Genomic DNA, 23,219 nt, shown 5'->3' on the forward strand with positions numbered 1-23,219 from the left:
CTGCCAGTTCCAGCATCCATGCTAGTCTTGGTGGACTTGCAAAACGACTTCCTGGGGCGTGCCGATTTGCGCCCTGCGGCGGGCGTTATCATTGAACGTGCGGGTTTCCTGCTGAATGCCTACCGGCACCACGCCATGCCCGTCATTCATGTCCGCACCACGGTGACCAAAGATCCCGACAATCGCATGGCCCATTGGCGTAGAGACGATCGCTGGACTTGCGTTGAGGGCAGCGATGGACACTCACCGCCGCCCTCCCTGCGCGAGATCGAGGGCGAAAAGCTGCTTCACAAACAGGGGTTCGCGGCACCCCGTCTGGTGGAAGAGGCTCGCGCCCATGCTTCATCAAAAGTCTTGATCGCCGGAGTGATGACCCATGCCTGCGTGCGTCAGGCCGTGCTGGATTTTTTCCAGGCTGGATATGAGGTGTTTGTCGCCGAAGATGCCACAGGCAGTGACGACCCACTGCATGTAGCTTCAACACGACGTTTTTTTGAGGAGCGCGGGGTCCACTTTGCCCCCAGTGCCACCCTGGCGGCCCGTTTGCTGGAGGGCAAGCCACCCGGTGGCCGAATGACTGACAAGCCCACGCTGCGCACGCTGTCGTCCGACGCATCCGACTTCGCCCGCGAATGGCGTCGCACCGATCTTGCCCATCGGACCGGGCTGGCCATGCGGTTGGTGCAGCCGCTTCGGGAACGTGCGGAAGCGCTCGCCCGTCAAATGGCGGTTGAAATCGGCAAGCCGGTTCATTTTGGGCAGATGGAAGTGCTGCGATCAGCGGAAATGATCGAAGCCATTGCCAGGCGTTTCGTCCATTTGGAAACTCCTGCCGAAAATGCGGTCATCAAAGTGCGCAGAAAGCCGCACGGAGTGGTGGCGATCATTACGCCGTGGAACAATCCGGTCTACATCCCGCTCGGCAAAATCATCCCTGCCATTCTCGCCGGCAACACCGTCCTCTGGAAACCAGCCCCAGAAGCCGCCTCCATCGCCCGCGAGATTATGGCGTTAACCCGGCAGTGCGGCTGGCCACCTGCCCTGCTGCAGGTGGTTGAAGGAGATGCCCATGCAGGTCGTGCGCTGCTTTCACAACCAGAGATCGGCGCAGTGACCATCACCGCTTCATCGGGGGCAGGTTACGAGGTGGCTGAAGTCTGCGCCCGGCGCCACCTGCCATTTCAGGCAGAACTGGGTGGCAACAATGCCGCCATCGTATGGCGGGATGCTGATTTGAATCTGGCTGCCGAAAAAATCGCCGCCGGTGCTTTCGAAATGACCGGCCAGCGCTGCACCGCCAACCGCAGGGTGATCGTTCATGAATCGATCATGGAGGAATTGATGCGCCTGCTGATTGAGAAGGCCGCCGCCATGTCTTGGGGGGATCCACTTGACCCCAACACCCGCATCGGGCCGATGGTGAGTGCAACGCAGCGGGATCGTGTGGACTTGCTGGTGCAACGCGCCATCCGCGAAGGGTGTTCCACTTTTTATCCCCTGGGTCAGCAGCCGTTCATCACGTCAGATTTCACCGGGTCCCATTCGTGGCTGGCTCCAGTGGTGATCATTTGCCCTGATCCCGGCCTCGAAATTGTCCAGGAGGAGACTTTCGGCCCCGTTTTGGTCGTGCAGACCGCCCGCGACTGGGAACACGCCCTCGCGCTGTGCAACGGCGTTTCACAAGGACTCGCGGCCGCTCTGTTTTCCACTTCCGCTGACCTCATCCGCAGCTTTCTCGACGAGGCCCAGGCCGGCATTCTCAAAATCAATGCCTCCACTTCCGATGCCATGGTGGACGTTCCGTTTGGAGGATGGAAGGCCTCGGGCAGCGGACCGCCCGAACATGGCAGCCACGATCTTGACTTTTTCACGCGCATCCAAACCGTTTACCTATGAGCCTGACCACCGACCACTACCTGCCATCATTGCGCCCTGTTCCCCCGGATCTCGGTCGCAAGCTTCATCACAATCACATGGAACAACTGGGCATCGCCGACACCATGCGGCTCGCTTACGCCTGCAACCAGGTCGAGAATTGCGCGCAAGACGAGTGGCGGCGGCAGCTTTACCAAGATCAGCTGCAGGAGTTGATGACGGCCAACGGGCAATTCACCGTCCCCGCCATCCACCTCAACGACGGCTGGGCGATCGATGATTCCATGTCGCTCCCCCATTTGGACCGCATCCTTGCGTCCTCGGAAAAAATCATCGCTGAACGGTCAGGCCAGCGCAAGTCCGAGCCCGGAACCTATCGCAGTTACTTTCAAGATGTGTGGAAGCCAGGCAGCGATCCTCTCGACTACCCGGAATTCCTCGATTTCGCCACCTCCAGCGACATCCTTGCCCCGATCTGCCACTACGTGGGCTGCATCCCGGCGCTGTCGACCACACTCCCCTCGGGCATCCGCTTTGTTGAATCCAATGCCGCTTTCGATGATCAGCCCGACCGCCCCCATGACAGCCAGCTCTACCACATCGACTACTATTCCCTGCCCAATGTCTACGTTCTGGTGCTGTTGCGTGACACCACTCGTGAACACGGACCCTGGACCTTCCTGCCCCGATCCATCTCCCAGCATGTGAAAGAACAACTGGGTTACTGGAAACACGCTCGTGGCTACCGTCTCAGCGACGAAGAAGTATTCTCCGTCGCCAACCCCGCCGATGCGATCGAGTTCACCGGTAAACGTGGCACCGTGCTCTTTATCGAATCTTCAGGCTGCCTGCATTTTGGCAGCCGCAACTCCATCCAGCCGAGGTTCCAGCTCATGCTTGGATACACGGGTGCCTGTCGAACCGATTTTTCAGAGACCTTCATGCCCCCCAAAGTTTATCCTGTCCAAGAACACGACTCCCTGTTGCGCAAACTGGTATTACAAAAGTCACTGCTTCCCGGTCCGGTCTGATCCAGCCCGGTCCACCTCAGCGCGACGCCGCGCCATCCTCAGACAAAATTTCATCCAGCACCCTGGCCAGATCCGCCCGACGCTCACGCAGATAAGTGGCGTGATCGCCAGGCGCTACGCGGCCAATGCAGGCGCTGCCGAGCCTGGCACTCCACCATTCGAGACAGGGGCCAAGCCGCTTCGATTCCTGCGAACAGACCAAATGCACCGGCTTGGGATACCGCCCGGGAGCCGCTGAACGCAAAAGCTTGTAGTAGCGATCCATTGCCGCGCCATGCCGAACATCATTGGGCGGTGCAAAACGCGGCAGCCAGGGATCAAGCAGGATCAGGGATGGAGTGACACCGGCCTTTTTCGCGAACCAACGGGCCGTTTCGCACGCCAGAGTCGATGCCTGACACTCGCCGACGATCACCGGTTGCTGCATCGGAAAACGCTCGTGCCAGGACTGCCCCACTTTCCTCGCCAGCTGACACAGGGACCACGGAGGAATCACCTTTTTGGCCCGCAGATTCAACCGTATTCCAAACACCTGGCATTTTGTTTCCATTTTTGCGATCAGCTGCATGAACACCAACAGTTCTGCCTCACCGGTATACCCACCGGGAATCACAAGCAGCGGAGTTCCCGTGCCGGAAGGCCGAAGTTCCAGCAGACTCGCCGTCACCCTGCGGAACCAAGGTTCTCGCCTTTGTCGAACAATCCCGCTGTCCACCGCATCGGCCATCTGGGCAATGGTGGGAAAGTAAATCAGTGTCCCTGCATCAATTTCCAGGTCCAGCGTTTTTGACAACCGCAGGGACAGATCCACCGCTTGAAGCGAGTCAGCCCCTGTTTCAAAAAAATTCTGATAGACCCCGACCGACAATCGATTCAACACCTCGCACCACACCTTCGCAATCCGCTCCTCCGTGCGCGTTCGGGGCAGCACTTCGAAGGTCGAAATCCGTTTCTCGTCCTCAATCCTCAGCGCCGAGAGGTCCGGCTTGCCATTCGCCGTAAATGGAATGGCCGGCAATGAAACAATTCTGCCAGGCACCATATAAGCCGGCAGCAAACTTCGCAAACCATCCCGCACCTTCTGTTCCACCTCCTCGCCACAACCCTCGTCCGGCACCAACCATGCACACAACTCCACTCCACCACCAGGCTTGTCCATCACGACCACCACCGCCTCCCGGACCATGGGCATCGACAACAACACTTCTTCAATCGCCCGCAAATCCACGCGGTTGCCCATCAATTTCTGCTGTCGGTCCCTGCGTCCCAGATGTTCAATCAAACCGTCTCCCCCCATTCTTCCGCGGTCGCCCATTCGAAACATTCGCTCACGACTTCCCGGCACCATGTGAAAGGACTGGGCTGTGGCCACCGGATTGTTCCAATAGCCTGGAGACAAAAAATCGCTCACCACCACCAGTTCCCCCTCCGTTCCATCCGTGACCAACTGGCCGTTCTCGTCCATGATCATCAAATGCTTGCCCTCAACCGCAGACCCGATGGGAATCACCCCACCTCGCGGCGCGTCCCCTACCCGACAGACAAACTGCGTCACATTCCCCGTTTCCGAGGAAGAGAGAACGTTGGCAAACTGACAATGCTCCTCCGCGATCCTTCGGCTCGCCTCCAAATCCGCCAGCAGTGTCCGCTCCGCCCCCAGTCGGATCAGCCGCAGATGAGGCAGCTTCACGCCCATAGGCACCGCCTGCGCAAAACGCCTGAACGCCGAGGCCGATGAGACAAATGCGGTGATCTTGTGTTTCACCACCCAGTCTGCCAGCGGAGCCGCCCCCCGCTTGCGCAACGCATATGGATACAGGGTCGCCCCATTTAACAACGCGCAAAAAGTGGTCATCATTCCCTGCCCCCCCGAAAGCGATCCCAGCAACACCACCCGGTCTGACTCGCAATAACCCAACCTTCGGCGGTAACCCCTCACCGAATGCAACAGGTTGCGGTGATTCTGGATCACTCCCATGGGCCTTCCCGTCGATCCCGAAGTGAAAATCAGATAAGCAGGCGCTTCGGGCCGAAGCTCCATTCGTGGATTCGCATCCGCGTCTGCACTCAAACCCACGTCCAAATCCCTGTCATCATAACACCAGGTGGCAAAAGCATGCTCCGCCAGCCCCGGTAGCCAGTCTTCATGCTCCTTGTCTACGAACAACCATCGAGGCTTCGTATCCTCGACTACCTGCCCGAGCCTTGCAGGTGGATCCGCCGTGTTTAAAACTAAAACCACCCTGCCCGCCTTCAACACTCCCAGCAGCACCGCAAAAAGAGGCAAATCATGTCGCATCAAAATTGCCACCAGATCTCCCGTCCCGCCGCCATTCGCCAATATAAAATGGGCAACCTGATTGGCCTTCAGGTTCAACTCCGCGAAAGTTGGCTGCCAGCCACCGGCACCAATGGCGCGTTTCGATCCCCAGCTTCGCACCACCCCTTCAAACACCTTCGGAATCGATTGCTCAACACTCTCCCACATGGCCCCCGCACTACCGGCACCCGCGATCCTTGCTGTATGAACGATTTGCTGCAAAGTCTGAACCACTCCCTCTTTTCCATGCGGGTGTCAACCTCAACCAGCCCCCGCAAATTACCGCTGGTCACCCCATCAAATCTGGGCAATCTGAGGTCCATGCCGAACCTCGCCGATGACCTCACGCTTTTGGGCCACTCTGAAAACCAGCTGCCCTCCTCCCCTGATGATGCCAAGCTCGAATCGTTTCCGAATCGCACGCCTGGCCGCAACTACCGCATCACCCTGAACTGCACTGAATTCAGCTCCGTCTGCCCCGTCACCGGCCAGCCGGACTACGCCAGCCTGGAAATCGTTTACGTGCCCAATGAACGGTGCATCGAAACCAAATCCCTCAAATTTTACCTCGCCTCCTTCCGCAATCTGCCCGCTTTCAATGAAGTGATTGTGAATCGGATTCTCGACGATTTCGTGAAAGCCTGCTCACCGAAACAAGTGCATGTGCGTGGCGAATTTGGCGCGCGCGGCGGCATCCAGCTCACCTGCGACGCCCGCTTCCCCGACTGGCATGATCACGAAGATGCCGAATGCGAAGGAGGCGGCGGCGGTGGCTGCTGCCATTAAGGAAAGTAGAAGGTCCGTCTCGGGCCTTTCATCCAACTCCAAAAGGCTCGAGACGAGCCTTCTATTTTTGTGCGTGAATTTTTGAACACATCACAAAAGTATTAGTATCCATGATCCGATGCACAGGTTTGAACGACGCTCATTCGTTCTACCTACATCATGGGAAAAGAATTTTGCATCACACCTGTCGACGTGCCGTTCGTTCTGACGCGTCATCGCTCCATTGTTACGCCACTTCCCCACCCGGACAGCGTGCCTGTTTTGGAAAAACTTCGCGCCTTGGAGCCGGCCTCCATGCGTGGCATGCCGCCGTTGGTGTGGAACTGTGCTGAAGATTTTTCCGTTTACGATGACTACGGTAATCGCTGGATCGACTGGAGCAGCGGCGTGCTCGTCACCAATGCCGGTCATGGCATGCCGGAAATCCGCCAGGCCATCATCGACCAGGTGCGCAACGGTCTCCTTCACAACTACGTTTTCCCCAGCGAACAACGCGCCACTCTGGTGGAACTCCTCGCTTCCGTTGCCCCAGAAGGACTGGATAAAGTCTTTCTCCTGACCACCGGTTCCGAATCCGCCGAGGCAGCCATCAAACTCTCACGCGCCCACGGCATCAAGGTCGGTGGAAGGCGCAAGATTGGCATCATCGGTTTTGACCGAGGGTTCCACGGGCGCACCCTGGGTGCCCAACAAGCCGGCGGCATGGACGAACAAAAGGCATGGATCGTCAACACGGATCCCGCTTTCATCCAGGTGCCCTTCCCCGACGGTTACTGGCAGAAAGAGGTGGGATTTGAAACCTTCCTCGACGCCTTGCAGGAACACGGACTCGAACCTGCCGACATTGCCGGCGTGATGATGGAAAGTTACCAGGGTGTGGGCCCGGACTTCGCCCCGGTGGCCTATGTCCAGGAACTGGCGGCCTGGTGCAAACAACACGACGTCATTCTCGCCATGGACGAAGTGCAGGCGGGGTTCGGTCGCACCGGCAAATTCTGGGCCTTCGAACATTACGGCATCACGCCCGACCTGATCTGCTGCGGCAAAGGCATCAGCTCCTCTCTGCCCATCAGCGCCGTGATTGGTCGCGCCGAGGTGATGGATCAATTTCCGCCTGGAGCGATGACCAGCACACACACCGGCAACCCGGTTTGCTGCGCCGCCGCCACGGCTTCGGTTCGCCGAATCCTCGAGCACCATCTTACCGAAAACGCCGCCTCGCTGGAGCCATTGCTGGTTGCTGCATTGGAAAAACTCCAGGCTGCCCACCCACAGCATATTGGCCGCGCCACGGCCAAAGGTCTGGTCGGCGGATTGCAGATGGTCGACCCTGTCACCGGACAACCGGACCACGACACGGCACACGCCATCATCGAACGCAGCTTCCACAAGGGTGTTCTCCTTTTTGCCCCAGTCGGAGCTTGGGGCCAGACCATTAAAATCGCCCCGCCGTTGAGTATCAGTCGTGCTGCTCTGGTGGAAAGCATCGACGCCTTTAGCGAGGCCGTGCACGAAATTTTGGGCGGTGAGAGCGCCTCTATTTCGAGCGGCATGATGGAAGTGGCTGTCTGAACGCGTTGATAATCCAACGCTTGATCGCATGCAAGGAAGCCCATCACCTGATGGACGCCATTGCATGCGAATCCATTCCCGCCAATTGCCCGCACGATCATCGACATGAATATTCCCGCTTCCTCCCCCTCATCATCCTCCTCCAGACGCGATTTCCTCAAAACCACCACCAAAACAGCCGCCGGACTTTCCGTGCTGTCGGGCATCACGCTCCCCCATGTTCACGCCGCCGTGGATGACACGGTGCGCATGGCCTTGATCGGCTGTGGTGGACGTGGAGGCGGTGCCGCCAGCAACGCCCTCTCCGTCAACGGGGCGCCCACCCGTTTGGTTGCCATGGCCGATGTGCAGCCCAACCGGCTCAATGCGGCGCACGATGCGTTGTCCAAAAAGCATCCCGACAAGATGTCCGTGTCGGAGGATGCCAAATTCATCGGCTTCGACGCCTACAAAAAAGCGGTGGACGTGCTCAAGCCCGGCGACATTGCCATGTTCGCCACCCCTCCGGCGTTCCGCTGGGTGCATTACCAATACGCCATCGAACGCGGCATCAACATTTTCATGGAAAAACCTCTTTCCGTTGATGGCCCCACGTCCAAACGCATGCTGGAGCTGAACGAGCTAGCCAAAAAGAAAGGGCTCAAAGTCGCTGTTGGCCTAATGTGCCGCCACTGCAAGGTGCGCAAAGATCTTTACAATCGTGTTCAGGATGGCGAAATCGGCGACATCGTTCTCGCCCGCGCCTATCGCATGCAGGCACCGGTTGCCTCCTGCTTTTCCAAACGACGCCCCCCGGAAACCCCGGAACTGATCTGGCAGATTCAGCGTTTCCACTCCTTCCTCTGGGCCAGCGGTGGTGCTTACAGCGACTTCTTCATTCACAACATCGACGAAGCCTGCTGGATGAAAAATGACTGGCCGGTTGAAGCCCAGGCCAGCGGCGGACGCACTGATCGCGGCGAGTTTGTCGACCAGAACTTCGATCACTATTCGGTCGAATACACCTGGAAGGACGGCAGCAAATTTTTCTTCGAAGGCCGCAACATCACCGGCTGCCGCAACGAATTTTCCACGCACATCCATGGCACCAAAGGCAATGCCATCGTCTCGAATGCCGGTCACCTTCCAGCCCGCAGCGCCATCTTCAAAGGCCTTGGTCGCAAAGTTGAAGATCGCGTGTGGAGCGCCCCACAGCCCGAGCCAAACCCGTATCAATTGGAGTGGGACGACTTCCTTGCGGCCATCCGCAACAACGAAGACTACAACGAAATGGAGCGCGGGGTGAAAGCCAGTCTGGTCACCTGCATGGGTCGCATGGCAGCGCATACCGGACAGATCATCACCTACGATCAAATGCTCAACTGCCCCCACGAGTTCGCGCCTGGAGCCGACAAATTCACCCTCGACGGACCCGCTCCGATTCGCGAAAACGCCGAAGGCCGCTACCCGGTTCCCATCCCCGGCAAACTTCGTGATCGCGAATATGCTGACGCTGTCTAGGAAGCTTTTGCCATCCTGATTGGTGGTTCAGTCTTTGGCTGGCCCCCAAATTGGGAAATTAATTCACGCCCGGAATCCACTTGAACGGAGCCTTAAGCGCTCCGCCAGTTTTTTTCAGCAGGCCGGGCTCGGGCGTTTCCTCTGTTCCATCTGGAGCCGGAGCCGTCTCAGCCACTGCCACTGGCTTGGCAAGCTGTGCCGGGGCGGTCACCACCACGCGTTCACTGGTCACCCATTGACTGGTCGATGGATTAAACTCCTGCGTCCGCGAAATGCCGCCAGGGGTCGGTGAAGATGAGCAGCAAGCCAGCAAGCCGGAGGCGCAGATACCAAGAATTCGAAGCGTGGACATACCGATTGATAAACTCAATTGGCACAAGGCACAAGGTCTTGTCGTCACTTGATCCGCGAAAACTGACACCGTTCCCACGCCGTTTCGACAAGATGAATGAAAATTTATTTAGCCACAGGCTCGCCATCTGACCGGCGACCATTTTATGCTGCTCATGCGCACACACAAAATCATGAGCCAACCCATCAAAATTGCCCTCGTCGGCGTCGGCATGTTCGGCGGCGATGTCCACGCCCGCACCTATGCAGATCTGCAGCGCTTCGGCATTGGTGGACAACTTGCGCGCATCGGTCTCGACGCCTGGACCCGCGACCTCGCCCCACTGCACTTCGAACTCACCGCCATCGCCGCCCGCACAGAGAAGTCCGCCGTCAAAGCAGCGACGCAATTTCATGATTCGACAGGCCACCGCCCCCTCATCTTTCATGGCGACGAGCCCTGGCTTGAACTGCTCGATGCCGTGCCCGATCTCGACATTCTCGCCGTCGCCACTCCCGATCATCTGCACACCCAACCGATCCTTGCCGCCCTTGCACGTGGCGTGCATGTGATCACCGAAAAACCGATGTGCCTCAGCATTCACGAGGCCGACACCATCATCGAACTCGCCGCGCAAAAGAAGTGCATCGTCGCCGTCGACATGCACAAACGCTATGATCCCGATCACCTGCGCATCCGCCACGACATCCAACATCGCATCGGCACTCCACTCTACGGCTCCGCCTATCTGGAGGAACCGCTGGAAGTCAGCGCTTCCACCTTCAAATGGGTCGAATCCAGCGATCCTTTCAGCTACGTGGGCCCGCACTGGACCGATCTCATCTGGCACTACTACCGTAGCAAACCCGTCGCCCTCACCGCCGTTGGACAAAAACGACGGCTCATTCGCGACAACATTGATGCCTACGACGCCGTGCAGGTCCGCGTGGACTACGCCAACGGCATGAGCATTCATTTTCACAACAACTGGATCACCCCCTCCGATTTCGAAGGCCCGGTCAATCAAGGCCACGAAATCGTCGGCACCGATGGCAAGGTGGAAAGCGATCAGCAATACCGCGGTTTCCGGTTTTGGAATCAGGGTGGCGGTTCTCGCACCAGCAACAACCACTTCACCCGCGACATCCCCCGTCCCGATGGCTCCAGCGCCTACCTCGGTTATGGAGTCGACAGCCTCACCGCCTGCGTCGCCGCCATTTGTCGCGTGGCCCGCTTCAACGATTCGCCGTCAGACGTTGCCACCATCTACCCCACCGCCGCCGACGCCCGCATCAGCACGGCGATCATCCATGCCGCCGCCATCGTGCGCGACCTCAACTTCAAATACCTCAACGAGGGCAAGGGCACACCGGTCACTGCCCGCTTCGGCGACGATGGCATCACCATCATCGATCCCACGCGAGCCGAACAAGGACTGGAGCATGTTTTTCAGCGCATTTACTCGCTGCCACTCTGACTGACCCAACAACGGTTGTTCAAGCGACTTGTCTTTTTCAGCACGGGCAGGTAGGGTGCGTTTTTATTGCATGCTCTGGACGCGATGGATCATTTTTGGACTTCCGACCTTGCTGGCCCTGCTCATCGTTTGGGCGGCGCTGCAATCCGTGGCGAGTCGTGATTCCGGCGGAGACGAGCTGGTGGTGGCGTCGGGCGAAGGCGTGCCGCCGACGTTGAACCCTTTTTTGCCCATGACGACGGTCGATCGCGAAGTCGCGGCGCTGGTGCATGAGCCTTTGCTGCGAATTGGCGCGACTGGAGAACTGGAAGGAGCATTGGCAAGTTCGTGGTCATGGACCCAGCAAACGCGTTTCTGGTTTTCGAATGCGTCGTTTGCCACCAAAGCGGCCGCAAAACTGAAGGCTTTGTCTCCCGAACAATGGCAGTTGTGGCAGCTTCAGGAAGCCGTTGCGGTCGACGCGGAGTTGCGGTTGCAATTGAGCGCGGTCAACACCACCACGGGACCGGCGGTGCATGAGTTGATTTCCGAGTTTGGTCCCCTGCCGGTCGAAGTGCTGCGGGTGGAGTTGAATGGCGAGGCACGCGAACATCATGAGTTTTTCATGAGCGGTGCGGTGGAAGCGGCACAGGTGAAAGGTGTGCGGTTTGAAGGATCCACGGCTTATGAACTTCAGGTGAGCGGGGAGACCGTGAAATTTTTCGAGGAGTTGAACAAGTATTTCCGCAACCTCCCGGACCTGGAAGCGAGGTTGAGGTTTGTCCGGCGGGTGCCGATGCAGGACCGGCCGAGGCTGGAGTGGGCGTTGCGCGAAGACGCGGTGTTTCAAGATGGCTCAGCGGTGACGGCGGCAGACGTGGAAGCTTCGGTGAACTTGGTGCTCAGTCAGGGCTGGCCGGTGGACGGGGTGGAGGCGTTGCGTTTGATCGAAGCATGGGACACTTCCGCTCCGCGAAGGCCGCGGGTGACGTTTCGTGAGGTGTATGGTCCGGCGCTGATGGCTTTCGTGGATTTACCAGTGCTGCCGCACCGTTGGGTAGAAGCTTATGCGAAGCGGGTGGCAGCGGGCGAGAATCCGTTTATCGATCTGCCGCCGGTGGGAGCGGGCATTTTTCAGCTGGATGGTGATGTGGAGCGATCGCTGTTCCTCAGCCGCAAAGGCGGCGGTGCACGCGTGCAGTTTTTGTTGGATCAGAATCCCATGTCGATTCGCGCCGGATTTGCAATGAATCGTGTGGATGTGTTCTGGCCCGGCTCTGGCAGCACGGCCATGTTGGATCGGGAACGTGGCGTCACCCTGCGCTCCGCACCGCCGCGCAACCGGTTGTTGGTGATGTGGAATTGTCGCAAGGCCCCGCTGAATGACTTGCGGGTGCGCGAAGCGCTAGCCCTTGGATTGGATCGTGAAGCGTTGGTGCAGGAATGGTTGCAAGGGCAGGGCTCGGTGGTGGAAGGCATTTTTCAACCAGGTTTGTGGTTCGCGGCCAATGTGCCCAATCAGGCAGTGGATCGGGCGAAGGCGCGGCAGATGTTGTATGATGCTGGTTGGGTGCCGGATGCGGCAGGCATGTTGAGCAAAAACGGAAGCGCGCTGCGGATCGAACTGCTGACCGTGGCAGGCAACGCGCAGCGAATCAATCTGGCGACCCGCCTGCAGGAACTGTGGCGTGAGTTGGGGGTGGAGCTGGTGGTGAAGGCGGTGCCATGGGACGAGATGCTGGATCGTCAGCTTCCGTCGCGACAATTCGATGCGGCTTTGATGGGATTGAACTTTGAGCGCAGTTGGGATCAGATGGAATTTTGGCATTCGAGCCGGGCGCGGCGCGGCATGAATTTCGCGGGGATTGAAGACGGTGGATTGGACACCCTGCTGACGGCGCTGCGGGTGGAGCAGGACCCGGTCAAGGTTGGCGAACTGGCACAAGATCTGGAAACCCGGCTGCTGGCTTTGCATCCCTTTTTGTCGCTGTTTGCTGGAGGCAACGTGGTGGCGCTCCGTGAAAATGCATTGCCTGAAACGCAGATTGGGAATGGGTTCAACCTTCGCCAGATTTTGGAGGCGCAGCGCTGATGGAAAGATTGCCTGCCCATCCGAAAAGACTGCCACTGTTGACCTTTGTAATCGGCGCACTGGTTGCCTTGCTGGTGCTCGGATCGGGCGGAGCAAGTGCGGGTGATGCCTTGCGTTTGTTGAGCGGCGTGCTGCCGGTTGGAGGCGAGGGCGATGGTTCGCTGCGAGTGCTCTTGTGGCGGATGTGCCGCACCTTTTTGCTGGTCACGCTGGCGATGCTGACGGGAATGAGTTTTGGCCTCGCGGTCGCGGTTTTGCTGGCCGGGTGGTGGCGACCATTGCGACTGGTGATCGGCTGGACGTCACGCACGCTGGGAGCAATTCCCCCGATGGCGTGGGCGTTGGGATTGCTGTTCCTGCTGGTGCAGGTGTGGCGACTGCCCGTGGAATCTTTATTTCCGAGTCGACCGGGTGCCGACTTGGATTCCTGGATGATGAAGTCTGGACGCGCCTTGTGGTCGATTCTCGCCCCCGCACTCGCCTTGGCCCTGCCGGTTTTTGCGCTGACACTGCGTGCCTGTTTGTTGCGCCTCGATTACCTTTGGAAACAACCGTTGGCCCTGTCGCTGCGGGCGAGAGGCTGTTCCAACCGCCTGATTCGAAGTCAGCATTGGGTGCCGCGCCTGTGGCCACACGTGGTGCGTCTGGCCTGGCCGGTGGCGGCGCTGTGTCTGGCGTTTTCCATCCCGGTGGAAGAAGTTTTCAGGCTGGATGGCTGGGGGCTTTTCATGGCAGAGGCACTGCGACAACGGGAATCCACCTCGCTCGCCGCCGGCATCTACGGGGCGTGCATGCTGCTGGCCCTTTGGTTCGCCCTTTTTGCATGGCTGGAAAAACCTCTGGCTGCAACTGGCCGCCTGACTCGACTGCGACTGCCCAAAAGTCGCGGCCCCTGGATCGCGGGTGCTGTCTTGCTGCTCTTGCTGACCAGCGCTCCTGGGTGGGGCGTCGATCAGAGTTGGTGGCTGCCTTCGCTGGCTCCACTTTGGGGCGAACTGAAGACGGCCCTCACCCTTGCAGCACTCGGTTGGATTGCTGTCGTGCTCGGATTGTTCAGCCCCCTGGCCATCGTCGCCTGGGTGGTGGTGGCCTTGCTGCTGCCGGTCGAAGGCTCGCTTCTCTTATTGCTGGCACTTGCCCTCGCCCTTCCAGAATGGTTACAGGCCCGCGGAGAATTGCAGCGCGTGCGGCAATCGGGATTCATGATGGCATCAAGGATGATGGGAGGCAATGTCCGGCTCCAGTTCTGGAGGCACGCATCACGTCTGCTGGGTCCCTCACTTGGTGCCGGATTTTTCCGCATGGCCGCCTCCGCTTTAATATGGATGAGCCTGCTGACCTTCTTCGGCTTTGGCTTGGCTGAAGGTTTGCCGGATCCTGCCTGGGGCGCGCTGGTGCATGCGAATTCCGCTTCCGTCCTGGATGATCCCCTGCCCGCTCTCGCTCCGGCCTGCTGGGTGGCCTTTTGGTGCTTGTGTTTCCAATGGTTCGCGCGAGGGTTTGGCTTTGGCGGACCACCGATCCCCTCGACTCAACCTCCTGTCACCACGTCCACGTCCCGAAAATGATGCCTGCGCCGGATTCCACCCCACTGCTGGAGATTGAAGATCTCAAGATCGCATTTCAGCGCTATCGGCAGGAGCCGGTGCTGGCGGTGAAAGGCATTGATCTGCAACTTTTGCGCGGTGAAAGCCTGGCCATTGTCGGCGAAAGCGGCAGCGGCAAAAGCGTCACTGCCTTGTCCCTGGCAAGACTGCTGCCTGAGCCACAAACCAAAATCACTGCGAAAACTTTGCGAGTGAACGGCCACGACGTGCTGAATATGAACGAGCGGGCCCTGCGCCGCATGCGCGGCAAAGAAATCGCCTACGTTTTCCAGGAACCGTCATCCTCGTTAAATCCGGTATTAACCATTCGCACCCAAATGGCCGAGGCTCTGCGCCTGCATCGGCCCGACGTGACCAATCTCGACGAGGAAATTATCCAGTGGCTCTACAAGGTCGGCATCGTCGAACCCGAAAAACGCCTGCGCGCCTATCCCCACGAACTCTCCGGCGGCATGCAACAACGCGTCATGATCGCCATGGCCCTGTGCTGCCAGCCACAGCTGCTGATCGCCGATGAACCGACCACCGCGTTGGATGTGACCATTCAAAAACAGATCATCGACCTGCTCGCCGACCTGCGCACCAGTCTCGGCATGAGCATCGTGTTGATCACCCACAATTTCGCCATCATCCGCAACATCGCCGACAAAGTGGCCGTGATGTTCCGGGGGCAGATCGTCGAAAGCGGTTCGACTGAGGAAGTGCTCGCCAATCCCCAGCACCCCTACACGAAAGCGTTGATCGCCTGCGTCCCTAAACTCGGGGTCCAGCAGGACAAGCTGCAAACCATCGACTACGCCGCCGTCGAAGCGGCACTTTGAGAGGGAACACACACGCATTTCGCGCCAGTTCCCCAACATCGATCGAATCCGATCAATAAGCGAAAATCTCGCCGTCCTTGAAGAAGCGCTTCAACTCGGCCGCCGCAGCTTCCGGAGAATCGCTGGCGTGCACCACGTTGATCATCGAATCTTCACCAAAATCACCACGGATCGTGCCTTTGTCGGCCTTGCGTGAATCGGTCGGTCCGAGCAAGTCGCGAACACGGGGAATCACTTCCTCACCGCTCAACGCCAGCGCCACCACGGGAGCGCTTTTCATGAACTGCACCACGTCAGGGAAAAACGGACGCTCCACAATGTGCGCGTAATGTTCCTTCAAGAGTTCATCCGTCAGTTGCAACATCTTGAGACCACGAACGCGAAAGCCTTCGCCTTCAAAACGCTTGAGCACTTCGCCACACAAGCTTTTGGAAACAGCGTCTGGCTTGAGGAGAATGAGAGTGGTTTGTTCGGGCATGGGGCGCGTTTCATACGGTCAATCCGGCCTTCCGTCAAGCCCGCAAGCATCAAAACGGCTTGCCATAAGCCCGGCAACGGTTCGCCCAGCCCGCCATCCAACGTTTCTCTCCACGCTCGGGCGGACTGTTCGCCACCCGTCGCGCCAGCATCCGTTCCGACGCCGCTGCAAATGCCGCCGGTGCCCGCGCCGCATCTGGAGTCTCCATCGCAGTCAGCACCTGCAACAATCCCCAACCCTCACCACGATACCGTTCCTTCGGATTCAAACCTTCGCCCTTGAAGTTTACGTAATCGATCATCGCAAAATTCCCCGCTGCCGACATCCGCAGCAGCGCCATGTTGCGCGCCACCTTTTCCCCCTGCCGACCCGCCGCCTGACGAAACTTCGGCTCTGCCTGTTGCAGCCGGTGCATGATAAACAAGGTTTGCTCCCGCACTGTCGCTGCCAGCAAGGTGCGCAAATCCCGTTGCCACGGACCCTGACTGTCCTTCAAAAACGCCGCCCGGGTTGGCCAGGGACAATCACGCATCCCAGCCAGCCAATTCGGCAGCCTCACCCCACGCGAACCCAGCCACTGCACCAGTTTCGGAAAACTTTCCTCAAACGGTCCCTCCACGCCTTCAGGATACCAGATAAAGTGACCGATTCCCAACGACGCAAAATTCTCCCCCGTGTTCCAGCTCGTCAAACCTTCCACTGTGCCCGCGCACTCATTTTGCCAGATTCTTTTGCCCACACGATCCAGATCCCCGCCACTCAACGCCGGTTGCGCCATCAAAAACGCAGGAGCCAAAACTGCCACCATCACCGCCAGAAACCGCACGGATGGGTCAAAAAATGTAAATGATCTCTTCATGTTTCGCATTGATTCGTTTCCATAATCGCCTCAAGTAGGCTTTCTGCGCGGAAGGCAGCGTCCAACCCCCACCAAAGATCCAATCGCACCCAAAAGCAACCTCACATCAAAGACAGCTCATGCCCCGTCTGGCGTTCACCCTAAACAACGGTAAAGAGTTCATCCACGAACTCAACGCCCAACGCATTTCCATCGGTCGCGATCAACGCAACGAGATCCACGTCGACAGCACTTTCGTCTCCAGCTTTCACGCCGAACTCGTCAGAAAAGACCCGGACCAGACTTACTACGAACTGGTCGATAAAAATTCGACCAACGGCACCTTCGTCAACGGCGAACGCATCCGGCGCATCAACATCGCCGTCGGAGACAAGATCCGCTTCGGGGAACTTGACGCCGTGCTGCTGGATTCCCCTTCCCCATCATCTGCTCCTGCACCTGCTCCTGTCCCGACACCTTTCCCCTCCGTCTCCACCTCTCCTCCCAAACCGGACGGCAGTTCCACCATGATGTTGCAAGGAACTGCCTCCGCTGCTCCGGCACCCGTCCTCTTTCCAAAACCCCTGGCCGCCAGCTCCCACCCCCCCGCACCGACCGCCCTAAAAGGCTCGTCGACGTCAAAACCTGGCACCTCAAAACCAAGCCCGCCAGCCCCCGGCATTTCCAAGGCATCCGCCGCATCTACTCCCGTGGCCCCTTCCACCACCTTAGCTCCCCCCGCCGTCGCCCTCTCCAGAACCGACCCTCCGGCAGACAACATCGCTCCCGCTGCAGCACCAGTGCCCGCCCCAAACCGGGACGCTTTGGAAGCGCTTCAAGCCGAAGAAGCCGCCGTCCGGACTGAACTCGAATCGCTCAAAAAACAGACCGCCGCCCACCAGCGCGATCTGGACAAACTCGAGGCCACCAAACAGGAACTCAGCGCCAACGAATCGCGCCAGCTCGAACTCAACGCCGCCCTCGCCCTTCTGCAAAATCAATTCAGCGAACGCGACAACCGGCTCAAAAAGACCAACGACTCCCTCCTCGAACGTCAACAGGCCCTTGAAGCCGCCCGCACCCAGGAGAAAAAACAGCAGGCCGCCCTTGATGCCGTCAACAAACAGCTGGCCGACGAACGACGCCAGCTCGAGACGCTGCGCGCCGACGCCGCCAAAAGCACCACCGCCCTCAACGAACGCATCGCCGCGCTCGACCACACCCTTTCCGACAAACAATCCGAACTGCGCACCGCCGAGGAAAAGCTCGAACTCGCCCGCAAATCGGAGGCCGAGACGATGCTCAAAGTCGAGGCCCTGTCCGACACCGACAACCGCCTCAAAGACACCACGGTCGCCCTCCAGGCTCTCGAAGAGCAGAAACAGAAGACCGAACAGCAGCTCATCTCCCTGACTCAGGAACGCGAGGAAAAAGACAACCTTATCGCCTCCATCACCGAGCTCAGCACCGCCCAAAACACCCTGCTGCAAACCCTCACCAGCAAGCGCACCGATCTCGAAGCCACCCTGGCCAATCTCGAATCCACCGCCACGGAAAAACAGACGCGCATCCGCGATCAGGAAGCCGACATCGCCAGCCTCAAGGAACGCACCGAGGCCATGGAGAAGAACCTCGCCGGCGAAAAAGCCGCCCAGGAGGCCTTCACCAAAATCCAGGAGGACCTCAGCGCCGCCGAGACCCAACTCAAAAACACCCAGCAGGAACTCAGCGACGAGCAGTCCGCCCTCAGCAAAACCACCGCCGAGATCCAGGCCCTTGTCCTCGCCCTCGCCACCCACCGCGAAGAAACCAGCGCCGCCGAAAAAAACCATCAGGAAGCCACCGCGAAACTCACCGCGACCCAGGCACGCATCACCGAGCTCGCACCGACCGAACAAAAACTCGACGAAATCCTCAAGCAGGTCGAATCCGTCACCCAGGAAAGACAAACGCTGGATACCGCCGTCTCTGCCCTCCAAAAAACGCGCGACGAACTTCAGTCCGCTATCGACCAGCTCAACGCCGATCAACTCACGCTGACTGAGAAAAACGCCAGCCTCACCGCGCAAATCAAAGCCGGCGAAGAAAAAAACCGTCAGCTCACCGCCAGCATCCACACGACGGAAAACGACCTGAAAACCGTCCAAACCCTTCTCGAAGACACCCAGCAAAACCTGCAAAAAACCCAGGGTGAAGAAAAGAGCTCACGCGACCAGCTCGCCGCCGTCACCTCCGAGTTCAACACCACCAAAACCTCTCATCAAGCCCTCCTCGAACAGAGCACCCGCGAGCAAACCCGGCTCACAAAGCTCAACGACGACATCGAGCAGTCCACTCAAAAAATCGCCGCACTCCAAAAGCAGGAAACCGATCTCACCCAAACCATCGCCACCCTTAAAGACAACACGGCGAAGCTCGAAAAAGACCAGGCCGACCTCGTCGACCGCAACCACAAAGCCCAGGATCAGCTCGCGAAACTTCAGGAGGAAGAAAAATCCTCCCGCAGCCGACTTCCCCTCATCACCGGCGAAATCACCACGGCCCAAGCCGCCCTCGCCGCCCTCCTGACCCAAAACACCAGCGAACAAACCCGGCTCACCGACTCTACCAAAGAAGCTGAAGCTGCCGCCAAAAAACTCGCCGAACTGCAGAAACAGCAAGCCGAACTCGAGCAATCTCTGACCACGCTCAAAGAGAGCAAAACCAAACTCGAAGAAGAACAGGCCAACCTGCAGACCAGCACCAAGGAAACCCAAACACGCCTGACCCAGCTTCAAACCGACGAGAAAAGCGCACGCGACGCCAACGACAAAGCCCAGTCCGCCCTCAAAGAGAGCAGCTCCGCCCTTGAAAAACTTCAGAAGGAAATCGCCGCCAACACCACTCGTCTTGAGACCGAATTGAACGAGGGCGATCAATTGCTGACCATCACCGCGGCCCTCGGCCTCGCCAAGGAACGCCAGAAAGACAGCACCGCCAAGCTCAACGAAACCACCGAAAAAGAAGCCGCTCTGAGTGTCCAGGTCACCAGCCTCGAAGAACGCATCACCCGCCAGACCAAGGCCCTCGAACAACAACAGGAAGATGCCCGCAACAAAGAGGCCGAGGCACAACAGGCCCTCGCCAAAGCCAAAACCGAACTCGCCAGCAGCACCAGCCGCGTCACCGAGCTTCAGCAGAAAGAAAAGCTCCTCGCCGACAAACTCGCCACCGGCACCGACAGCCAGACCGTCATCCTGTTTGCCCACGACCTCATCAACCGCCTCGAGTTGCTCGACTTCGTCATCCAGCGTTACTCCTCCTCAAACGAAAACGCGGATGTCGTCGATCAGCTCCAATCGCTGCGCCAGTCCTTCGAGGACATCCTCGCCCAGCACAACGTCAACGAATTCACCATCCGCCCGGGTCTTGAAGCCGATGCCGCCCTTTACCATCGCATCAACCTGATCGGCGAAGCCCCGGAAGACGCCCCCCTCCGCATCCGCGAAACCATCCGCCCCGGCTACCTTTACCAAAGCCCCAACGGGTCCTCCGTGGTCCTCCGCAAAGCCGACGTCAAAGCGTGATGTGCGACATCGTTTCACCCAGCATGACAGCTTTCGTGCCCTTTAACGGACGAAAAGTGAGCCCTACATTATAGACTTCCATCAATGCGGGAAGCTGTTGGCGGACAAGGGAAAGCTCAATATAAGGCCTATCTGACGCGCTGCTTAAAACGGATAAATCCAATATAAAAGACAAGCGACATCAGTAACAACAAAAATACCTTCTGCGCTACTACACTCATCATCTCTAAATTAGGCCTTAAAAAGGTGAGTAAGATTCCCGTAAGAAAAAGCATGATCAAGACTTCCAATGAAGTTTTTAGAAAGGCTTTAAGATATTCCACGATGGTTTTCTCATTGAAGATTTCAACTGGCGCTCATTGAGGCCTGAAAGCGATGGATTTTCTTTATCCCGCTGCTGAACCTGCCGACCGTTTCCAATAATTCCAGCAGGGAGTCCACCCGCCCCACATCCCATGCCTATCCCTCAACCCGACCCCTTCGTCAAACTCGTCGATCACCGCATGCCCGACGGCTCACGCCTCTTCATCGAATTCCCCATCCGCCACCCCTGGTCGCTCATCCACTCCCATCTCGCCACCCTGGACGAACTCACCATCACCAGGTTCGTCACCGACGATATCACCGAAGGCTGGCTAGACTTCACCTTCCTCCATCACGAGTTCACCGTCCACGATCCACTCGATAGCTACCTCGTCTTCGTCAAAGCCCCCGCCTGCGACATCTTCATCCAGCTTGAGATCCTTGAGCATCTTCGCAACCTCCCCCTTCCCTCTCCACCTTCATCCGCCGCCTGATCCGCCGCCACTCAAGCAATCCAATAAAAAACACCCCCAACCCCAGCCCCGTCAGCGCCCAACCCACCCACACCCTGCCCCGCATCAGCACCGCCTGCGCCGGATCCTTCGGGTCGTAATAAACCCTCACCCGCTTCCCAGGCTGCCAAGCCGCAAACGCCGCCTGCGTCCCAAACTCTTGCCGCGCCCGAGCTTCATCCGCCTCTGGCACACCCGGCGTTGCTGACGAATGCGAAAACCGCTCCCCGCGATACTCCATCCCGTCCACCTCATAGCGGTAAACCACCCCCACCGCAGGCCGCGCGCCCTTCGAGTGATACTCCGATACTACCCGCGTTGCCACCACCCGCCCCTCCACCGACGGCCACGAAGTTGAACGCATCGCCGGCCACAAGCCCGCCACTCCCATCCACAACATCGAACCACCCCCGAAAAGCAACGTCATTGTCACCACCCAGGCCCCCCTGATGGTCAAACCCCTTTTCAGCCCCCTCCCGCCTTGCTTACTCTTTTTCATTCGCTCCACCTTTCTTCCAGCCGGTCACCTTCCCATCCCATCTTCCGAACGTTTCCAGCACATCCTTCAAAAAACTCCGTCGCCCCATCAACAGCGCCAGCCCCCATGCCGTCATCAGCGACACCAACCCCAAACCCAACAAAAAAACGCCACCCCCCAAATGAGCTTCGAGCCCACCCACCTTCCTTCCCAAAAATTCCGACATCGCCATCTGAAAAAGCGAATCGGTATTGCGCCGTGCATACATCAACTGGCCCACCAACCCAATCCACAAAACCACCATCCACACCACTCCCTCACGATCCCGGTAAAACCACCAGGACAACGCGCCACCCAGCAGCACCGCCATCGGCACCGCCAGCATCATGAGCGCCTGCAACGGCACCTCCCCACCAAGCCATCCCCAGCCCAGCCACTGGATACCTACCAGCAAAGCCGCTAAAACAAACCAGGCCCCCTTCATACCACTCTTCATAAAACACTCCCTTCATGCTGACAACCCCCAAACACCGGGCGGCGGAATTCCCGCGTGACCGTTTTTATACGATCATTGATTCCCCCAGGGTCTGTGCGAATCCTACTGGAAATGATCCATCCCCACACCACGACTCTCACCAAGTTGCTGGCACAGTTGCGCCGTCGTTTGGTTCGATGTTTCAACCCCAAGACGTATTGCTCTGAATTGATGTCGGTCACATGGAACGGCACCACTCCCAGGGCCTTATCCTAGAGCACGATTTCGGTCCCGATTCCTTTGTCGGTAAAGATCTCCAGCACAACAGAATGGGGAATGCGACCGTCGATCATGTGAACTTTTCCGACCCCGCCGCGCAGGGCATCGAGCGCACTATCGACCTTGGGGATCATCCCGCCTGAGATGATGCCTTCGCGTTTCAACTGGCCGACAAAGTCGGTGTTTAGCGTTGGGATCAAAGTGCCGTTGTCTTTCGGATCACGCATCACCCCCAGCACGTCGCTGAGGAAAATCAGTTTGTGTGCCTTCAGCTTCTTCGCCAAGGCACAGGCCGCGATGTCGGCATTGACGTTCAGTGTGTTGGCCGATCCCACTTCACGGGCCACTGGAGAAACCACCGGAACCACTTCCCCCGCGACGGCCAGTTCGACCACCTCGGTGTTGCAGTCGACCACCTCACCAACAAAGCCGACGTCGTGCTCTTCGCCTGTTGCTGGGTCCGTGGCGAGCATGCGTTTGCCTTGAAAAACGCTGGTGCCCGCCAATCCCAAAGCACGGCCCCCAAGAAATTTGATGCGCTTCACCAGGTCCGGATTGATCACCCGCGCCAGCGTCTCCTCGACAATGCTGATCGTCTCCGCATCCGTCACCCGCATCCCGGCGATGAACTTTGCCTCCAGTCCGGCATCTTTCATGGCTTTGTTGATGGCCTTGCCACCCCCATGCACCAGCACCGGATTGATCCCCACCGCCTCAAGAAACACGATGTCGCGCAGCAGGCTCTCCACCAGCGACTGCTCCTCCATGGCACTGCCGCCGACCTTGATCAAAAAGGTCTGGCCACGAAAATTTTGGATGTAGGGCAACGCTTCTAGGAAGACGTCGGCTTTGCGAATGTGGGAGTCGAGATTCAATGGAGTATTGGTCAAAGAATTTTG

At 58.5% G+C, this 23,219-nt stretch carries 18 protein-coding genes; 11 read left to right on the forward strand and 7 right to left on the reverse strand.

Features of this window, described 5'->3' with window-relative positions; all coding sequences use genetic code 11:
- Positions 1 to 18 precede the first annotated feature (18 nt).
- Together FEM03_RS12530 and FEM03_RS12535 are read left to right on the forward strand one after the other, a co-directional pair.
- Positions 19 to 1,896 carry an aldehyde dehydrogenase family protein gene (locus FEM03_RS12530; RefSeq protein WP_166442819.1) on the forward strand — a complete coding sequence of 626 codons (1,878 nt, stop codon included), beginning with the start codon at positions 19 to 21 and terminating at the stop codon, positions 1,894 to 1,896.
- On the forward strand, positions 1,893 to 2,906 hold the full coding sequence (locus FEM03_RS12535) for a phytanoyl-CoA dioxygenase family protein (RefSeq protein ID WP_138086606.1): 1,014 nt from the start codon (positions 1,893 to 1,895) through the stop codon (positions 2,904 to 2,906). The genes FEM03_RS12530 and FEM03_RS12535 overlap by 4 nt, the downstream gene beginning before the upstream one ends.
- Positions 2,907 to 2,922: 16 nt before the next feature.
- Here the strand turns inward: FEM03_RS12535 and FEM03_RS12540 are convergent, their stop codons facing one another.
- Positions 2,923 to 5,460, reverse strand: coding sequence for an AMP-binding protein (locus FEM03_RS12540; RefSeq protein WP_138086607.1), 2,538 nt, complete (start codon positions 5,458 to 5,460; stop codon positions 2,923 to 2,925).
- Positions 5,461 to 5,598: 138 nt separating this feature from the next.
- Between FEM03_RS12540 and queF the strand changes: the two genes are divergently transcribed.
- From queF to FEM03_RS12555, 3 genes are all read left to right on the forward strand, one after another.
- Positions 5,599 to 6,012 (forward strand): preQ(1) synthase, encoded by a 414-nt coding sequence (queF, locus tag FEM03_RS12545; RefSeq protein ID WP_425501963.1) that lies wholly within the window; start codon positions 5,599 to 5,601, stop codon positions 6,010 to 6,012.
- Positions 6,013 to 6,171: 159 nt separating this feature from the next.
- Positions 6,172 to 7,584 (forward strand): aspartate aminotransferase family protein, encoded by a 1,413-nt coding sequence (locus FEM03_RS12550; protein ID WP_138086609.1) that lies wholly within the window; start codon positions 6,172 to 6,174, stop codon positions 7,582 to 7,584.
- Between the two features lie 105 nt (positions 7,585 to 7,689).
- Positions 7,690 to 9,084, forward strand: coding sequence for a Gfo/Idh/MocA family protein (locus FEM03_RS12555; protein ID WP_138086610.1), 1,395 nt, complete (start codon positions 7,690 to 7,692; stop codon positions 9,082 to 9,084).
- Between the two features lie 58 nt (positions 9,085 to 9,142).
- On the opposite strand, the gene FEM03_RS12560 is transcribed toward FEM03_RS12555, so the two are convergent.
- The gene (locus tag FEM03_RS12560) at positions 9,143 to 9,436 is read right to left on the reverse strand and encodes a hypothetical protein (RefSeq protein WP_138086611.1); all 294 of its coding nucleotides are present in this window, start codon (positions 9,434 to 9,436) and stop codon (positions 9,143 to 9,145) included.
- Positions 9,437 to 9,590: 154 nt separating this feature from the next.
- On the opposite strand from FEM03_RS12560, the gene FEM03_RS12565 reads away from it, so the two are divergent.
- From FEM03_RS12565 to FEM03_RS12580, 4 genes are all read left to right on the forward strand, one after another.
- A complete protein-coding gene (locus FEM03_RS12565) occupies positions 9,591 to 10,892 on the forward strand; it encodes a Gfo/Idh/MocA family protein (RefSeq protein ID WP_240772758.1) in 1,302 nt (433 codons plus the stop codon).
- A gap of 70 nt (positions 10,893 to 10,962) precedes the next feature.
- Positions 10,963 to 12,963, forward strand: a complete 2,001-nt coding sequence (locus tag FEM03_RS12570; RefSeq protein ID WP_138086613.1) for an ABC transporter substrate-binding protein — start codon at positions 10,963 to 10,965, stop codon at positions 12,961 to 12,963.
- A complete protein-coding gene (locus FEM03_RS12575; protein WP_206170986.1) occupies positions 12,963 to 14,531 on the forward strand; it encodes a hypothetical protein in 1,569 nt (522 codons plus the stop codon). The genes FEM03_RS12570 and FEM03_RS12575 overlap by 1 nt, the downstream gene beginning before the upstream one ends.
- A complete protein-coding gene (locus FEM03_RS12580) occupies positions 14,531 to 15,391 on the forward strand; it encodes an ABC transporter ATP-binding protein (protein WP_138086681.1) in 861 nt (286 codons plus the stop codon). Before FEM03_RS12575 ends, FEM03_RS12580 begins: the two co-directional genes overlap by 1 nt.
- 52 nt (positions 15,392 to 15,443) lie before the next feature.
- Here the strand turns inward: FEM03_RS12580 and ndk are convergent, their stop codons facing one another.
- A complete protein-coding gene (ndk, locus tag FEM03_RS12585) occupies positions 15,444 to 15,869 on the reverse strand; it encodes a nucleoside-diphosphate kinase (protein WP_138086615.1) in 426 nt (141 codons plus the stop codon).
- A 49-nt stretch (positions 15,870 to 15,918) separates the two neighbouring features.
- Positions 15,919 to 16,728 carry a hypothetical protein gene (locus tag FEM03_RS12590; RefSeq protein WP_240772760.1) on the reverse strand — a complete coding sequence of 270 codons (810 nt, stop codon included), beginning with the start codon at positions 16,726 to 16,728 and terminating at the stop codon, positions 15,919 to 15,921.
- Between the two features lie 119 nt (positions 16,729 to 16,847).
- Here FEM03_RS12590 and FEM03_RS12595 point away from each other — a divergent pair, with 119 nt between their 5' ends.
- Positions 16,848 to 20,273, forward strand: a complete 3,426-nt coding sequence (locus tag FEM03_RS12595) for an FHA domain-containing protein (RefSeq protein WP_138086616.1) — start codon at positions 16,848 to 16,850, stop codon at positions 20,271 to 20,273.
- A 455-nt stretch (positions 20,274 to 20,728) separates the two neighbouring features.
- Positions 20,729 to 21,070, forward strand: a complete 342-nt coding sequence (locus FEM03_RS12600; RefSeq protein WP_138086617.1) for a hypothetical protein — start codon at positions 20,729 to 20,731, stop codon at positions 21,068 to 21,070.
- Here FEM03_RS12600 and FEM03_RS12605 read toward each other — a convergent pair.
- The 3 genes from FEM03_RS12605 to argB all read right to left on the reverse strand — a co-directional run bounded on the left by FEM03_RS12605 (position 21,000) and on the right by argB (position 23,210).
- Positions 21,000 to 21,515, reverse strand: coding sequence for a DUF3592 domain-containing protein (locus FEM03_RS12605; protein ID WP_166442820.1), 516 nt, complete (start codon positions 21,513 to 21,515; stop codon positions 21,000 to 21,002). The genes FEM03_RS12600 and FEM03_RS12605 overlap by 71 nt on opposite strands.
- Positions 21,516 to 21,573: 58 nt before the next feature.
- Entirely contained in the window at positions 21,574 to 22,050 is a 477-nt protein-coding gene (locus FEM03_RS12610) for a hypothetical protein (RefSeq protein WP_138086619.1), read from the reverse strand.
- A 263-nt stretch (positions 22,051 to 22,313) separates the two neighbouring features.
- Positions 22,314 to 23,210, reverse strand: a complete 897-nt coding sequence (gene argB, locus FEM03_RS12615; RefSeq protein WP_240772761.1) for an acetylglutamate kinase — start codon at positions 23,208 to 23,210, stop codon at positions 22,314 to 22,316.
- Positions 23,211 to 23,219 lie beyond the last annotated feature (9 nt).

It is taken from the genome of Phragmitibacter flavus (genome assembly GCF_005780165.1).
Classification (GTDB): Bacteria; Verrucomicrobiota; Verrucomicrobiia; order Verrucomicrobiales; family Verrucomicrobiaceae; genus Phragmitibacter; species Phragmitibacter flavus.

Bases quoted from the DNA above. Each gene is read 5' to 3' on its own strand.
- FEM03_RS12580 (WP_138086681.1), top strand. From the start codon at position 14,531: ATGCCTGCGCCGGATTCCACCCCACTGCTGGAGATTGAAGATCTCAAG.
- FEM03_RS12555 (WP_138086610.1), top strand. From the start codon at position 7,690: ATGAATATTCCCGCTTCCTCCCCCTCATCATCCTCCTCCAGACGCGAT.
- FEM03_RS12600 (WP_138086617.1), top strand. From the start codon at position 20,729: ATGCCTATCCCTCAACCCGACCCCTTCGTCAAACTCGTCGATCACCGC.
- FEM03_RS12560 (WP_138086611.1), bottom strand. From the start codon at position 9,436: ATGTCCACGCTTCGAATTCTTGGTATCTGCGCCTCCGGCTTGCTGGCT.
- FEM03_RS12595 (WP_138086616.1), top strand. From the start codon at position 16,848: ATGCCCCGTCTGGCGTTCACCCTAAACAACGGTAAAGAGTTCATCCAC.
- FEM03_RS12535 (WP_138086606.1), top strand. From the start codon at position 1,893: ATGAGCCTGACCACCGACCACTACCTGCCATCATTGCGCCCTGTTCCC.
- ndk (WP_138086615.1), bottom strand. From the start codon at position 15,869: ATGCCCGAACAAACCACTCTCATTCTCCTCAAGCCAGACGCTGTTTCC.
- FEM03_RS12590 (WP_240772760.1), bottom strand. From the start codon at position 16,728: ATGAAGAGATCATTTACATTTTTTGACCCATCCGTGCGGTTTCTGGCG.
- FEM03_RS12530 (WP_166442819.1), top strand. From the start codon at position 19: ATGCTAGTCTTGGTGGACTTGCAAAACGACTTCCTGGGGCGTGCCGAT.
- FEM03_RS12610 (WP_138086619.1), bottom strand. From the start codon at position 22,050: ATGAAGGGGGCCTGGTTTGTTTTAGCGGCTTTGCTGGTAGGTATCCAG.
- FEM03_RS12570 (WP_138086613.1), top strand. From the start codon at position 10,963: ATGCTCTGGACGCGATGGATCATTTTTGGACTTCCGACCTTGCTGGCC.
- FEM03_RS12605 (WP_166442820.1), bottom strand. From the start codon at position 21,515: ATGACGTTGCTTTTCGGGGGTGGTTCGATGTTGTGGATGGGAGTGGCG.
- FEM03_RS12575 (WP_206170986.1), top strand. From the start codon at position 12,963: ATGGAAAGATTGCCTGCCCATCCGAAAAGACTGCCACTGTTGACCTTT.
- FEM03_RS12565 (WP_240772758.1), top strand. From the start codon at position 9,591: ATGCGCACACACAAAATCATGAGCCAACCCATCAAAATTGCCCTCGTC.
- FEM03_RS12550 (WP_138086609.1), top strand. From the start codon at position 6,172: ATGGGAAAAGAATTTTGCATCACACCTGTCGACGTGCCGTTCGTTCTG.